This is a genomic window from Pseudochrobactrum kiredjianiae (assembly GCF_030362795.1).
GTDB classification, from domain to species: Bacteria; Pseudomonadota; Alphaproteobacteria; order Rhizobiales; family Rhizobiaceae; genus Pseudochrobactrum; species Pseudochrobactrum kiredjianiae.
The window spans coordinates 206,828-220,010 of sequence record NZ_JAUCBM010000001.1; the positions used below are offsets into that span (position 1 = coordinate 206,828).

Consider the following 13,183-nt stretch of genomic DNA (forward strand, 5'->3'; position numbering starts at 1 on the left):
GATGTCCCGGTTCGTCAGGCAGCTACTGTTACCCGCTTCGGCATCGCACGCATAGCCATTTCAATAATGCTTTGTACAGCTTCCCTGCTGCCGCCATCGCGCGCTTCATAGGAGAGGCTCTGCAACATGGCATGGTAGAACTCTGCCATTTGGGTCAGATCTGTGCCTTCAGGAAGATCACCATCTTTTATAGCGCGCTCACAACGGGCGTAAATCCGGTCAAAAGAATCTTGCCTGATAGTTTTAAGAAACTCTTTGACCTGTTTGTTTTCCGGCTTGCACTGGATACTGCTGACGCTGACCATGCAACCGCCTGCAGGGCAGGCATAGGTTTTATCTGCATGTGTTTCCAGCATGGCGCGAATGCCCTGCTGAATGGTAACAGCCTGATCCAAGGCAACAAGCGGCGCACCGCCGATCGTTGCAGTATAGTAATCCACAGCTTCACGGAAGGCCTGCTCCTTGGAGCCGAAGGCTGCATAAAAGCTGGGCGGTGTAATACCGATGGCCGCAGTAAAGTCGTTAATCTGGGCGCATTCATAGCCTTTTTCCCAGAAAACCTTCATCACACTGTCCAGCGCAACTTCCCTGTCGAAACTGCGGGGTCTGCCGCGTAAAGCCATCTCATACCTTTCTTTAGTATGTCTTATATAATTCACTTGACCGCAGCATTCAAGTTGTTATGAATTATGTAATCTTCACTACACAATGAGATTCACGATGAATGATATTTGCGATTCTGCGCTAGCCGCAGAACGAGCGCCTGATATTTCTGTTAGCACAATTGTCAAATCCGGAACGGATAAACCTGCAATTCCGCTGGTTGTTTATTGCTTATCACTTGGTTTTTTTGCTCTTACCACGTCGGAACTGATGATTTCCGGCATGTTGCCGTCACTACAGCTGGCATTCGGCCGCTCGATTGCCGATATCGGTAATTTGATTTCGCTCTATGCTATGGGCATGGTTGTTGGTGGCCCGCTGGTAACGATCCTGTTTCTGGCACTGAAAATCGAGAATAAACGCGGGCTTTTGTTTCTGCTGATTTTCTATGCATTGGCACAAAGCGTGGCGGCCTCAACCAGTAATTTTGAAGTGCTGATGGTAGCGCGCGTTGTAACCGGCATGGCAGCGGCGACAAGTTTCGGCCTGATGTTGGCGATCACCGCCCAATTGGTTGATCCGGGTATTCGCGGACGTGCCTCATCTCTGGTTTTTGCGGGATTGATGATTTGTACGGTGTTCGGTGTGCCTGCTGCCACTGTGATTGACCATGCATTTGGCTGGCGTGCCAGTTTCTGGGCGATTGTGGTGCTGGTGCTGTTTTGTGCGCTGGTCATTGCACTGAAAATTGAAACTGCGCCGGAAGGCAAGGCTGCCGATCTGCGCTCGGAACTGAAGGAAATGGCTAAGCCGAAACTCTGGGCTGCCTATACAACCAGCGCGCTGGTCATCGGTTCGTCTTTTGCAGCTTACAGTTATTTTTCACCGATTATGACGGAACTATCCGGTTTTACCGCAGCACAGGTGCCGGTGCTTCTGGCAGTTTATGGTGCGGGTAATATCCTTGGTAATTATATCGCGGGACGTTTTGCGGATCGTTATACTTTCAAAACGCTGGCGATCGGTATCAGTCTGATGGTCTTTGCGATGTTGCTCTTTGCTTGTCTGGCGACATCGAAGATTGCTGCTGTGGCTGCAATCGTAATGATCGGTCTGACCGGTATCGCGCTTAATCCGGCTCTGGTTGCCCGTGTTATGCGCATTGCCCATCCGGGCGCATTGGTCAATGCCATGCATGCCTCGGTGATCAATATTGGACTGGCTTTTGGTCCATGGGCAGGCGGTCTGGCAATTTCTTCAGGTCTGGGGCTGAATGCATCGCTCTTTGTAGGTTTTGGTATGGCATTGGCCGGATTACTGACGATTCTGCCACGCGCTCTACGCAACGTATAAAATCGCCACCAGTTTAAAAATGAAAACGCTGCCTGTGAAAACAGGCAGCGTTTTGCGTTTCAGAGTTGATTACAGGCCTGTCAGTGCTAATGCGGCATCATTATAACGTTTACCGACGACATTATCCGGCGTGATAATCGCATTGATATGCTCAAGTTCTTCCTTGGTGAGGACAACATCAAGTGCCTTCATGTTTTCATCAAGACGGCTGATTTTGCGTGTGCCCGGTATCGGCACGATGAAATCGCCCTGATACAGCACCCAAGCCAGTGCCAGCTGTGCCGGTGTGATTTTCTTGTCTGCGGCAATTTGTTCGAGCAGATCAATCTGGGCATTATTGGCGGTAAGACTTTCCGGCTGGAAACGCGGCTGATGTTTGCGGAAATCATTCTCAGAGAGATCAGCCTGTGAACGCAGTTTACCTGTCAGAACCCCGCGTCCAAGCGGACTGTAAGGTACAAAGCCGATACCCAGCTCATGGCAAGTAGCCAATATTTCCTGTTCAGGATCGCGCGTCCAGAGCGAATATTCGCTCTGCAAGGCAGCAATCGGATGCACGGCATGGGCGCGGCGCAGGGTTTGCGCTCCGGCTTCAGACAGGCCAATTGTGCGGATTTTACCCTCATCAATCAGGTCTTTCATCGTGCCGACCACATCCTCAATCGGCACATTCGGGTCAACGCGGTGCTGGTAGAACAGATCAATCACGTCAATGCCCAGCCGTTGCAGCGAGGCTTCAGCCACGGCGCGGATATTATCCGGACGGCTGTTAACGCCGTTTTGTTTGCCGTTTTCTATGTTAAAACCGAATTTGCTGGCGATTGTAACCTTGTCCCGATGCGACTTCAGTGCCTTACCAAGCAGTTTTTCATTTTCATAGGGACCATAGACTTCAGCCGTATCGAAGAATGTCACACCAATATCAACCGCGTGGTGCAATGTGCGGATCGATTCATTTTCATCCTGACCGCCATAGGCAAAACTCATACCCATGCAACCAAGGCCGAGTGCAGAAACAGTCAGTTCAGTTCCGAGTTTACGCATTTTCAAGATCGTGACCTTTCGCAGAAAGTTTATCCGGTTTGTATTTCAACCGATGATGAAAACATATGCTTGTTCTCACTGTTCGATAATCCCACTTTATTTTTACGTGCTGTTCTGTAAAACAGATCAATGAAACGATCACAGCTCTCTCAATTAGCGGTTTTTGCTGCTGTTGCCGATCATGGTAGTTTTCGTGCGGCGGCAAAAGATCTGGCTATTGCGCCTTCCGCGGTCAGTCAGGCTGTTGCACAGCTTGAAACGGCTCTCGGTATAACCTTACTGTCACGCACCACACGTTCAGTCCATCTGACAGAAGCAGGGCAGAAGCTACTCACTGAACTGGCACCGGCATTAGGCAATATTGATGCCGCATTGCAGACAGTGCAGGATATGCGCTCCCAACCTGCTGGCACGGTAAAAGTCAGCACACCGCGTTCAGCCGCACATATTTTTCTGGCGCCAAAATTCAAAAAATTTGGTGAGGCCTATCCGGATATTATACTGGATATCCACATTGAGGACCAATTTGTGGATATTGTCGCGGCTGGCTTTGATGCCGGTATCCGTCTGGGAGAAAGTCTCGCAAAAGATATGATTGCGGTGCCGCTCGGGCGTCCCTTGCGCTGTCCGGTTGTCGCTTCCCCTGCCTATCTGGAACAATATGGCACACCGCAGCACCCGCAGGATTTAATTGCGCATCGTTGTATCCTGAAGCGGTTTGCCTCGGGTGGCTTGCATCAGTGGGAGTTTGAAAAACAAGGGCACAAGCTGAACGTGACCCTCACTGGTCCGCTGATACTGGATGATAATCACCTCCTGTTGCAGGCAGCACTGGATGGTGCAGGGCTTGTCTCATTACTGGAGCCTTATGTAGTCGATTATCTGCAAAATGGCATGCTGGCAGAGATATTGCCGGACTGGGCACAACAATTTCCGGGCATGTATATTTATTATCCGAACCGGCGTAACATGCGTCCGGCGCTTCGTGCTTTTATTGATTTTTTCAAATTATAACGGACGGAAATCCCATGTCGCATCTGCGTTATTCCGGCTTGCCTGCTGAGCAACAGCAAGCCGTTTTTCTGGATATTGTCCGTAACAGCCCGCTGCTGACAGATGTGCTGAACCGTGCACAGAGGCTGAATTTACCGGATTGGTATATTGTGTCCGGTGCCGTGTATAATCTGGTCTGGAATGTGCTGACCGGCAGGCCGGAAACTCATGGTATCAAGGATGTGGATCTGTTTTATTATGATGCATCCGACATATCCTACGAGGCAGAAGACCGGATCATTAAAGCAGGTGAAGAGATATTCTCCGGTGTCACTTTGCCGGTTGAAATCCGCAATCAGGCGCGGGTGCATCTGTGGTATGAAAAGCACTTCGGTTTGGTTTGCCCGCCTTTGCAATCAAGTAAAAACAGTATCGAACGCTTTGCGTCGAAAACCCATGCCGTGGGGATAAGACTGGAACCGGATGGCAGGCTGGATTTTTATGCTCCTTTTGGTCTGGATGATATGTTCTCACTCCGCATGACACCTAATCCTGTGGCTGATAATCGGGAAACGCATCATGTGAAAAGCCTGCGGGCACAGCAAAACTGGCCGGAAGTGACAGTTGTTCCCTGGCCGGAAGCGGCGGTATAAAATTTAATTTCCAAGGAGTGCTCTATGTTTCGCTGGGGAATTCTATCAACTGCCAATATTGGTATCACACAGGTGCTTCCGGCGATTGCCGCCTCTGAAACCGGTGTCATTCAGGGGGTCGCCAGCCGTGATGCAGCGCGTGCCCGTGCTGTTGCCGATCGTTTTAATGCGCCTTTGAGTTTCGGTTCTTATGAGGCATTGCTGGCAAGCGACCAGATCGACGGTGTTTATATTCCTCTGCCCACCTCGCAGCATATTGAATACTCGTTAAAAGCGGCAGAAGCCGGTAAGCATGTGTTGTGTGAAAAGCCGATTGCGCTGAAAGCAGGCGATATCGACCGGCTGATCGAAGCACGCGACCGCTGTCAGGTTGTGATCTCCGAAGCCTTTATGGTCTATTATCATCCGCAATGGGCAAAGGTGCGTGAACTGATCTCCTCCGGCCAGATTGGCCGTTTGCGCATGGTGCAGGGTTGTTTCACGTATTTTAATGATGATCCGGCGAATATGCGTAATCAGGTAGCCTTAGGTGGCGGCGCTCTGCCGGATATCGGTGTGTATCCGACGGTGGTGACACGGATGGTCACAGGTCAGGAGCCGCAGGAGGTTTTCGCCCGTATTGAGCGTGATCCGGATTTCGGCACAGACCGTTATGCTTCCGTACTGGCACGTTTTGCCGATTTCGATTTAAGTTTCTATGTGGCAACGCAGCTATCTGGGCGCCAGCAGATGGTTTTCCATGGCGATCAGGGCATGATTACAGTTCATACACCGTTCAATGCCGGAAAATATGATCATGCACGGGTGACATGGCATGATCGCTCCCATACTTGCGCGCAGGAATGGACTTTTTCCAATGCGAACCAATATAGCTTGCAGGCTGATGCCTTTGTTCGTTTTGTGCGGGGGCAGGAAGAAATGCTGTTTAGCCTTGAAAACTCAAAAGCGAACCAACATGTTATTGACAAGATTTACGCCGCAGCAGAAAAGCTGTGAACGAAAGCATATCCCAAAACGCGGGAACCGTTTTTTGGACAGTATGTGCCATGCTTCCGACCGGTGATAAAATTTTAGATTTTGGAAAAATCGCAAAATTCGGTCAAAAAGTATGGAAAAGTGATCAAAATGCGGGATTTTTGTCGCAAGTGCTGTGTTGTGTCTTGCAGTGAAAATGCCCCCTTCTTATATACCCCTCGACAGGTGGCGATCAGGCGTTTAAAAGCCGGTTCGTTTTGTCAAAAACCCGATAGGGGCTGCCACATGGAATGCTCGGCAGAGGTCCCGGCAGTTCGCTGAATGGAGAAGAATGAATATGGCTAAAGTTATTGGTATTGATCTGGGAACGACCAACTCCTGCGTCTCCGTTATGGACGGTAAGACTGCGAAGGTCATTGAGAATGCTGAAGGTGCACGTACAACGCCTTCGATTATCGCTTTTACGGATGGTGATGAACGTCTCGCTGGTCAGCCTGCGAAACGTCAGGCTGTAACCAATCCTGAAGGCACACTGTTTGCTGTTAAGCGCCTTGTTGGCCGTCGCTTTGATGATCCGATGGTAACTAAGGACAAAGACCTCGTGCCATACAAAATCGTCAAAGGCGATAATGGCGACGCATGGGTAGAAGTTGACGGCAAGAAATATTCCCCTTCGCAGGTTTCCGCGATGATCCTTCAGAAAATGAAGGAAACCGCAGAAGCTTACCTTGGTGAAACTGTAACACAGGCTGTTATTACAGTTCCTGCTTACTTCAATGATGCTCAGCGTCAGGCAACCAAAGATGCCGGTAAAATTGCCGGTCTGGAAGTTCTGCGTATCATCAACGAACCAACCGCTGCGGCGCTGGCCTACGGTCTTGATAAGAGCGAAGCCAAAACCATTGCTGTTTACGATCTTGGTGGTGGTACTTTCGACGTATCCATCCTCGAAATCGGTGACGGCGTGTTCGAAGTGAAGTCCACCAATGGTGATACTTTCCTCGGCGGTGAAGATTTTGACATGCGTCTGGTTGAATATCTGGCAGCAGAATTCAAAAAAGAGCAGGGCATTGACCTGAAGAACGACAAGCTGGCTCTGCAGCGCCTCAAGGAAGCCGCAGAAAAAGCGAAGATCGAACTGTCTTCCGCTCAGCAGACCGAAATCAACCTGCCGTTCATCACTGCTGATGCAACCGGTCCTAAGCATTTGGCCATCAAGCTCTCGCGTGCGAAGCTGGAAAGCCTTGTGGATGATCTGGTTCAGCGGACTGTCGGCCCATGTAAAGCTGCATTGAAAGACGCTGGTCTTAAAGCCGGTGAAATTGATGAAGTCGTGCTGGTTGGCGGTATGACCCGTATGCCGAAAATTCAGGAAGTTGTTAAAGCTTTCTTCGGCAAGGAACCACATAAGGGTGTGAACCCTGATGAAGTGGTTGCAATGGGTGCTGCTATTCAGGCCGGCGTTCTGCAGGGTGACGTTAAAGACGTTCTGTTGCTCGACGTAACTCCGCTGTCGCTGGGTATTGAAACGCTTGGTGGTGTGTTCACACGTCTTATCGACCGTAACACAACTATTCCGACCAAGAAGTCGCAGACCTTCTCGACAGCTGATGACAATCAGTCTGCTGTGACCATTCGCGTGGCACAGGGTGAACGTGAAATGGCTGCCGATAACAAGATGCTCGGCCAGTTTGATCTGGTTGGTATTCCACCGGCACCACGCGGCGTTCCGCAGATTGAAGTGACTTTTGACATCGACGCCAACGGTATCGTGAACGTGACCGCGAAAGATAAAGGCACAGGCAAAGAACACCAGATCCGTATTCAGGCTTCCGGTGGTCTTTCTGACGCTGATATCGAGCAGATGGTCAAGGATGCGGAAGCCAATGCTGATGCTGATAAGGCACGTCGTGAAGCTGTAGAAGCCAAAAATCAGGCTGAAGCGCTGATCCATTCGACTGAAAAGTCGATGAAGGAATATGGCGATAAAGTTTCCGGTGATGACAAGGCTGCGATTGAAACGGCGCTTGCAGATCTGAAAACTGCTGTTGAAGGCGAAAATGCCGAAGACATTACAGCTAAAACGCAGGTTCTGTCGGAAGCTGCAATGAAGCTTGGTCAGGCTATGTATGAATCAGCACAGGCTGAGCAGGGCGGTGAAGAAGCCGCTGATGCCCGTGCTGAGGATAATGATGTTGTTGATGCTGATTTCGAAGAAATCAATGATGACAAAAAGAAATCCTGATTTTCAGGTGAAAGGCAAAGCCCGGCTTAGTGCCGGGCTTTTGTCCATTCAGTTCTGTGCGTTTTGTTGAATGAAGCACTGAAAGAGTGCGCAGCAAAATTCAGAGCTTAGACTGCCCTGTCTCTGGACACTGCAAGAGAGTGTCACCACATAAACCGGACAGGGTATCAGGTATTACCGGCAAAGCGTTTAGGTTTTGCACGGCAAGCTTATGAAAAAAGAGTCAGCGCCATATCAGTATTTTCCGGAAGACGATGAGAATTGTTTTCTGCAATGTACGGGCCGCGACAATCTTCAATGACTGTCTGAAATTGTTCTGATCGGGGCGACATCATCAGACAACAGCCATCGGGACGCATGGTTTATGAAAGTGGATTATTACGAAACGCTTGGCGTTGTCAGAACAGCGGATGATAAAATCATCAAGACCGCTTATCGCAAACTGGCAATGCAATATCATCCGGATCGCAATCCGAATGATGCAGCAGCGGAAGCTAAATTTCTTGAGCTGGGTGAAGCCTATGATGTGCTGAAAGACCCGCAAAAACGTGCAGCTTATGACCGTTTCGGCCATGCCGCCTTTGAAAATGGTGGTGGCGGTGGTGCCGGAGGTTTTGGCGGCGGCGGTGGTTTCGGTGCCGGTGGCTTTGCCGATATTTTCGAAGATATTTTCGGCGATGTTATGGGCGGCGGACGCAATCGCCGCTCCGGCGGGCGCGAGCGCGGCGCAGATCTGCGCTATAATATGGAAGTATCGCTCGAAGAAGCCTATGCCGGTAAAACGGCACAGATCAGCGTTCCGGGCTCGATCTCCTGTGAGGAATGCACCGGAACCGGTGCCAAGAAAGGCACACAGCCTGTCACCTGTACAACATGTGGCGGCGCTGGTCGTGTGCGTGTATCGCAGGGCTTCTTCTCGGTGGAGCGCACCTGCCATACTTGTAATGGTCGTGGTCAGACGATTAAAGACCCGTGCCCGAAATGCGATGGCGCGGGACGGATCAGTCAGGAACGTAATCTCTCGGTCAATATTCCGGCAGGGATTGAAGACGGCACCCGTATTCGCCTGACAGGCGAAGGAGAAGCCGGTACGCGCGGTGGTCCGAGCGGTGATCTTTATATTTTCCTGTCGATCAAGCCGCATGAATTCTTCCAGCGCGACGGAGCGGATCTTTATTGCAAAGTCCCGATCTCAATGGCGACAGCAGCACTTGGCGGCCAGTTTGAAGTGGCGACACTTGATGGCACGCAAACCCGTGTGAAAGTGCCGGAAGGCACCCAGAACGGCAAGCAGTTCCGCCTGAAGGGCAAAGGCATGCCAATTCTGCGTCAGCAGACAATGGGTGATCTTTATATTCAGATCGCGATTGAAACACCGCAAAATCTTTCCAAACGCCAGCGTGAATTGCTGGAGGAGTTTGAAGAGATTTCATCGCAGGAAAACAGCCCGCAATCGACCGGCTTTTTCTCACGGATGAAAGAGTTCTTTGAAGGTATCCGTGATTAAATCTGGATAGACCAATAAAAATAACAGGCGGCATTTGCATAAATGGCAGGTGCCGCCTTTTTTATGGGCTTAATTTACAGACTAAGTCAGAAAAATATTGTGCTTTTCTGTTTTTGCCTTGCTTCCGCCGCGAAACACGTCAATTCTTTATCTACTGGCGACATATGGGAGTGCTTGATGGCTGGTCTAATACCGAAAAAATTCGTTCAGAAATTTGATGAAGAGATACGCTTTTTCAAAGGCTGGATCGATAAGCCCAAAGCTGTCGGCGCTATTTTACCGACAAGCGGTATCACTGCACGCCGTATGGCCAGTATTGTTAATCCGGCATCCGGTCTGCCGGTTCTGGAACTCGGGCCCGGCACTGGTGTGATTACCAAGGCCATCCTTGAGCGCGGAATTGAGCCGCAAAACCTGTTTTCGGTTGAATATTCTGCTGCATTTATGCAGCATCTGACTAAGACCTATGCCGGTGTGAATTTTCTGCACGGCGATGCGTTTGATCTGAATACGGTACTTGCTGATAAGTGCGATCAGCAGTTTGACAGTGTGGTTTCAGCTGTGCCGCTGCTCAACTTCCCGATGGAAAAGCGTCTGGCATTTCTTGAGGATTTGCTGACCCGTATTCCTGCCGGTCGCCCTGTCATGCAGATTTCCTACGGGCCGGTTTCACCGCTGCCGGTTGGGCGCGGTGCTTATAGTGTGGAAGGTTTTGACTTCATTCTGCGCAATCTGCCGCCAGCCAGACTTTGGGTCTATCGCCGTATTCTGGTCTGAAGCTGCTTATTCTATATTTTGTTTGTACCAACGCCGTGTCACTTACCTGATGCGGCGTTGCTTTTTTCTGAAAGGCATTAAATAGTGATGAAAGTGATATCTGACTGTAAAGGATAAACCATGGCCTCCGTTCTCGTTTTTGCCGGATCAAACCGTAAAAATGCCTATAGCGGTCAGCTTGCCACAGCGGCGGTACAGGAACTGACGCGGCAAGGGGCTGAAGTCACGCAGATATCACTGAAAGATTATCCGTTGCCGATTATGGATCAGGATCTGGAAGCGGAAGAAGGCATTCCGGAAAATGCCTATAAGCTTGCACGGCTTTTTGCTGCCCATCAGGGATTGCTGATTGCATCACCGGAATATAATTCATCTATTCCGCCGCTGGTGAAAAACACGCTGGATTGGATCAGCCGTATTCAGGAGGATGGCGGTAAGCCGTTTCAGCCGACATCGCATCTGACAGTCGCGCTGTGCTCCTCATCGCCTGGCGGTTTTGGCGGTATGCGCGGTCTTTATCATCTGCGCTCAGTTATGATGATGCTCAATACCCAGATTATCTCTGAACAATGTTCGGTTGCCCACGCCCATCAGGCCTTTAACGAGGATGGTGCATTACGTGACGAGCGCACAGCCCAGACCCTTGCCCGTGTTTGCCGCAGCCTGATCAGCAAGATCTGACCTTTTCAGTCAGCGCTTGTTGTGCGAAGAGAGATGCAATTTCAGATCAGAATGATGTGCGGAGACAGATGATGGATGTAAACAACGTGCGCGACCGGTTGATTGTTGGTCTTGATGTGCCGGATGTGATTGCGGCAGAAAAGATCGTTGAGGAACTGGGCGATACGGTTTCGTTCTATAAAATCGGTTATCAGCTGGTGTTTTCTCAGACCGCAAAGGGTGGCGGTCTGGATTTTGCTTCGCATCTGCTCTCGATGGGCAAAAAAGTCTTTCTCGATGTGAAACTGCTCGATATCGATAATACTATCGCCAAGGGCGTGGAAAATATCGCCAAACGCGGTGTGACCATGATGACACTGCATGCCTACCCAAAAGCGATGCGTGCCGCTGTGGAGGCTGTCAAAGGCTCAGACCTTTGCTTGCTTGGTGTGACTGTTCTGACCTCGATGGATCAGGCCGATATGCTGGAAGCCGGTTACACTATGTCGCCGGAAGAACTGGTCTTGCGCCGCGCACAGCAGGCACGTGAAGCGGGAATGGGTGGTGTTGTGGCTTCGGCTGCGGAATCCGCTGCGATCCGCAATATTGTCGGGCCGGATATGGCGATTGTAACACCGGGTATCCGCCCTGCGGGCAGTGAAGCCGGAGACCAGAAACGTGTCATGACACCGGCAGATGCCCTGCGCTCCGGTTCGAGCCATTTGGTTGTGGCACGCCCGATTGTGGCAGCTGCAGATCGTAAAGCGGCAGCGCAGAGCATTCTGGAAGAAATGGCTGCGGCTGTGTGAAAATCATGAATGGGAGGAAATGATGACGAAAGCCTATTGGATTGCCCGCGTGGATGTGCGTGATGCTGAACGCTACAAAGACTATGTCAGCACTGCAAAACCTGCATTTGAGCGCTTCGGAGCCAATTTTGTTGCCCGTGGCGGCACGGCACATGCGGTAGAAGGACAAGGCCGCGCGCGCAATGTTATCATTGAATTCCCGAGCATGCAGCATGCACTGGATTGTTATAATTCGCCGGAATATCAGGCAGCAGCGGCGATCCGCCAAACTGTTGCGGATGGTGAGATTATAATTGTTGAAGGTAATGCAGCTTGATACTATTTGTATAGCTGAGATTATAAATACCGGCCTTTATTTGAGCGGTTGAAAACCGCTCATTTCTTTGAAGTGACGCAGTTTCTAATGAAAAACCGGTGTCGGTTTTTCTGAAACTGCTTAAGCTGGTATTTTGTATTCAATATGCGTAGCAGTTACTGAAATTATCGGACAGAGGGCACTATGGCTTTGAAAATTGCGATTCAGATGGACCATATCAATTCCATTCGTATCGCGGGTGATACCAGCTTTGCTTTGTGCCTTGCGGCACTCGACCGTGGCCATGAGCTTTATCATTATACGCCGGATCGCCTGTCGATGCGCGACGGTGTGGTCAGCGCGGCTCTGGAGCCGTTGCAGGTGCGTGATATTGAAGGCGATCATTTCACACTCGGCGAAGCCGTGCATACGGATTTGTCGGAAATGGACGTTATCCTGCTGCGTCAGGATCCGCCTTTTGACATGAATTACATCACCACAACGCATCTGCTGGAACGTATCCATCCGAAGACACTGGTGGTGAACGATCCGGCATGGGTGCGCAACAGCCCTGAGAAAATCTTTGTTACAGAGTTCCCGGATCTGATGCCGGAAACACTGATTACCAAAGATTTGCAGGAAGTGTTGAAATTCCGTCGAGAGTTTGGCGACATCATCATCAAGCCGCTTTATGGCAATGGCGGTGCAGGCGTCTTCCATCTGACCACGGATGACCGCAACCTGACGTCACTGCTGGAAATGTTTGAGCAGATGTATCGTGAGCCGTTTATTGCCCAGCGTTATCTGAAAGATGTGCGCTCCGGCGATAAGCGCATTATCCTCATCGACGGTGAGCCGGTTGGTGCCATCAACCGCGTGCCTGCGGAGAGCGATGCCCGTTCCAACATGCATGTCGGTGGCCGTGCTGAAGCGACTGAGCTGACGGCACGTGAGAAAGAAATTTGCGCGCGCATCGGACCATCTTTGAAAGAGCGCGGCTTTATTCTCGTCGGTATTGATGTGATCGGTGATTACATGACTGAGATTAACGTGACCTCGCCAACCGGTATCCGTGAGATCAAGCGCTTCGGCGGTGCGGATATTGCGCAATTGTTCTGGGATGCGGTTGAAGCCAAGCGCGCTTAAATTTCATCTTTATAACTAATTGATATAATTAATAAAACACTGGAAACTCATTTGCGTTTCCGGTGTTTTTGTTTGTTGATGTTGTGCATTTCCCCTGCTTAGAATGCTGTATCAGGTGAGGGC

At 50.4% G+C, this 13,183-nt stretch carries 13 protein-coding genes; 11 read left to right on the top strand and 2 right to left on the bottom strand.

Annotated elements, in window-relative coordinates:
• Positions 1-14: 14 nt before the first annotated feature.
• On the bottom strand, positions 15-623 hold the full coding sequence (locus QUF18_RS01015; RefSeq protein ID WP_289384442.1) for a TetR/AcrR family transcriptional regulator: 609 nt from the start codon (positions 621-623) through the stop codon (positions 15-17).
• Between the two features lie 97 nt (positions 624-720).
• Here QUF18_RS01015 and QUF18_RS01020 point away from each other — a divergent pair, with 97 nt between their 5' ends.
• On the top strand, positions 721-1,956 hold the full coding sequence (locus tag QUF18_RS01020) for an MFS transporter (protein WP_289384443.1): 1,236 nt from the start codon (positions 721-723) through the stop codon (positions 1,954-1,956).
• Positions 1,957-2,025: 69 nt separating this feature from the next.
• Here the strand turns inward: QUF18_RS01020 and QUF18_RS01025 are convergent, their stop codons facing one another.
• Positions 2,026-3,006 carry an aldo/keto reductase gene (locus QUF18_RS01025; RefSeq protein WP_289384445.1) on the bottom strand — a complete coding sequence of 327 codons (981 nt, stop codon included), beginning with the start codon at positions 3,004-3,006 and terminating at the stop codon, positions 2,026-2,028.
• 123 nt (positions 3,007-3,129) lie between these two features.
• Between QUF18_RS01025 and QUF18_RS01030 the strand changes: the two genes are divergently transcribed.
• The 10 genes from QUF18_RS01030 to gshB all read left to right on the top strand — a co-directional run bounded on the left by QUF18_RS01030 (position 3,130) and on the right by gshB (position 13,060).
• Positions 3,130-4,014, top strand: a complete 885-nt coding sequence (locus tag QUF18_RS01030; protein ID WP_289384447.1) for a LysR family transcriptional regulator — start codon at positions 3,130-3,132, stop codon at positions 4,012-4,014.
• Positions 4,015-4,028: 14 nt separating this feature from the next.
• Positions 4,029-4,646, top strand: a complete 618-nt coding sequence (locus QUF18_RS01035) for a nucleotidyltransferase family protein (RefSeq protein WP_289384449.1) — start codon at positions 4,029-4,031, stop codon at positions 4,644-4,646.
• A 24-nt stretch (positions 4,647-4,670) separates the two neighbouring features.
• Positions 4,671-5,642 carry a Gfo/Idh/MocA family protein gene (locus QUF18_RS01040; RefSeq protein WP_289384452.1) on the top strand — a complete coding sequence of 324 codons (972 nt, stop codon included), beginning with the start codon at positions 4,671-4,673 and terminating at the stop codon, positions 5,640-5,642.
• Positions 5,643-5,958: 316 nt separating this feature from the next.
• Entirely contained in the window at positions 5,959-7,866 is a 1,908-nt protein-coding gene (gene dnaK, locus QUF18_RS01045) for a molecular chaperone DnaK (protein ID WP_289384458.1), read from the top strand.
• A gap of 364 nt (positions 7,867-8,230) precedes the next feature.
• On the top strand, positions 8,231-9,373 hold the full coding sequence (dnaJ, locus tag QUF18_RS01050) for a molecular chaperone DnaJ (RefSeq protein ID WP_289384463.1): 1,143 nt from the start codon (positions 8,231-8,233) through the stop codon (positions 9,371-9,373).
• A gap of 177 nt (positions 9,374-9,550) precedes the next feature.
• Complete coding sequence (pmtA, locus tag QUF18_RS01055) at positions 9,551-10,150, top strand: phospholipid N-methyltransferase PmtA (protein WP_289384465.1); 600 nt, start codon at positions 9,551-9,553, stop codon at positions 10,148-10,150.
• A 120-nt stretch (positions 10,151-10,270) separates the two neighbouring features.
• Complete coding sequence (locus tag QUF18_RS01060) at positions 10,271-10,831, top strand: NADPH-dependent FMN reductase (RefSeq protein WP_289384467.1); 561 nt, start codon at positions 10,271-10,273, stop codon at positions 10,829-10,831.
• 68 nt (positions 10,832-10,899) lie between these two features.
• Positions 10,900-11,619: an orotidine-5'-phosphate decarboxylase gene (pyrF, locus tag QUF18_RS01065; protein ID WP_374806450.1), complete on the top strand. Its 720-nt coding sequence runs from the start codon at positions 10,900-10,902 to the stop codon at positions 11,617-11,619.
• Positions 11,620-11,641: 22 nt separating this feature from the next.
• A complete protein-coding gene (locus QUF18_RS01070; RefSeq protein WP_289386073.1) occupies positions 11,642-11,935 on the top strand; it encodes a DUF1330 domain-containing protein in 294 nt (97 codons plus the stop codon).
• A 183-nt stretch (positions 11,936-12,118) separates the two neighbouring features.
• Positions 12,119-13,060, top strand: a complete 942-nt coding sequence (gshB, locus tag QUF18_RS01075; protein ID WP_289384469.1) for a glutathione synthase — start codon at positions 12,119-12,121, stop codon at positions 13,058-13,060.
• The last annotated feature ends 123 nt before the right edge of the window (positions 13,061-13,183 follow it).

Excerpts from the sequence above, each read along its gene's own strand:
- QUF18_RS01015 (WP_289384442.1), bottom strand. The coding sequence starts at position 623 with ATGGCTTTACGCGGCAGACCCCGCAGTTTCGACAGGGAAGTTGCGCTG.
- QUF18_RS01020 (WP_289384443.1), top strand. The coding sequence starts at position 721 with ATGAATGATATTTGCGATTCTGCGCTAGCCGCAGAACGAGCGCCTGAT.
- QUF18_RS01030 (WP_289384447.1), top strand. The coding sequence starts at position 3,130 with ATGAAACGATCACAGCTCTCTCAATTAGCGGTTTTTGCTGCTGTTGCC.
- QUF18_RS01035 (WP_289384449.1), top strand. The coding sequence starts at position 4,029 with ATGTCGCATCTGCGTTATTCCGGCTTGCCTGCTGAGCAACAGCAAGCC.
- QUF18_RS01040 (WP_289384452.1), top strand. The coding sequence starts at position 4,671 with ATGTTTCGCTGGGGAATTCTATCAACTGCCAATATTGGTATCACACAG.
- dnaK (WP_289384458.1), top strand. The coding sequence starts at position 5,959 with ATGGCTAAAGTTATTGGTATTGATCTGGGAACGACCAACTCCTGCGTC.
- dnaJ (WP_289384463.1), top strand. The coding sequence starts at position 8,231 with ATGAAAGTGGATTATTACGAAACGCTTGGCGTTGTCAGAACAGCGGAT.
- pmtA (WP_289384465.1), top strand. The coding sequence starts at position 9,551 with ATGGCTGGTCTAATACCGAAAAAATTCGTTCAGAAATTTGATGAAGAG.
- QUF18_RS01060 (WP_289384467.1), top strand. The coding sequence starts at position 10,271 with ATGGCCTCCGTTCTCGTTTTTGCCGGATCAAACCGTAAAAATGCCTAT.
- pyrF (WP_374806450.1), top strand. The coding sequence starts at position 10,900 with ATGATGGATGTAAACAACGTGCGCGACCGGTTGATTGTTGGTCTTGAT.
- QUF18_RS01070 (WP_289386073.1), top strand. The coding sequence starts at position 11,642 with ATGACGAAAGCCTATTGGATTGCCCGCGTGGATGTGCGTGATGCTGAA.
- gshB (WP_289384469.1), top strand. The coding sequence starts at position 12,119 with ATGGCTTTGAAAATTGCGATTCAGATGGACCATATCAATTCCATTCGT.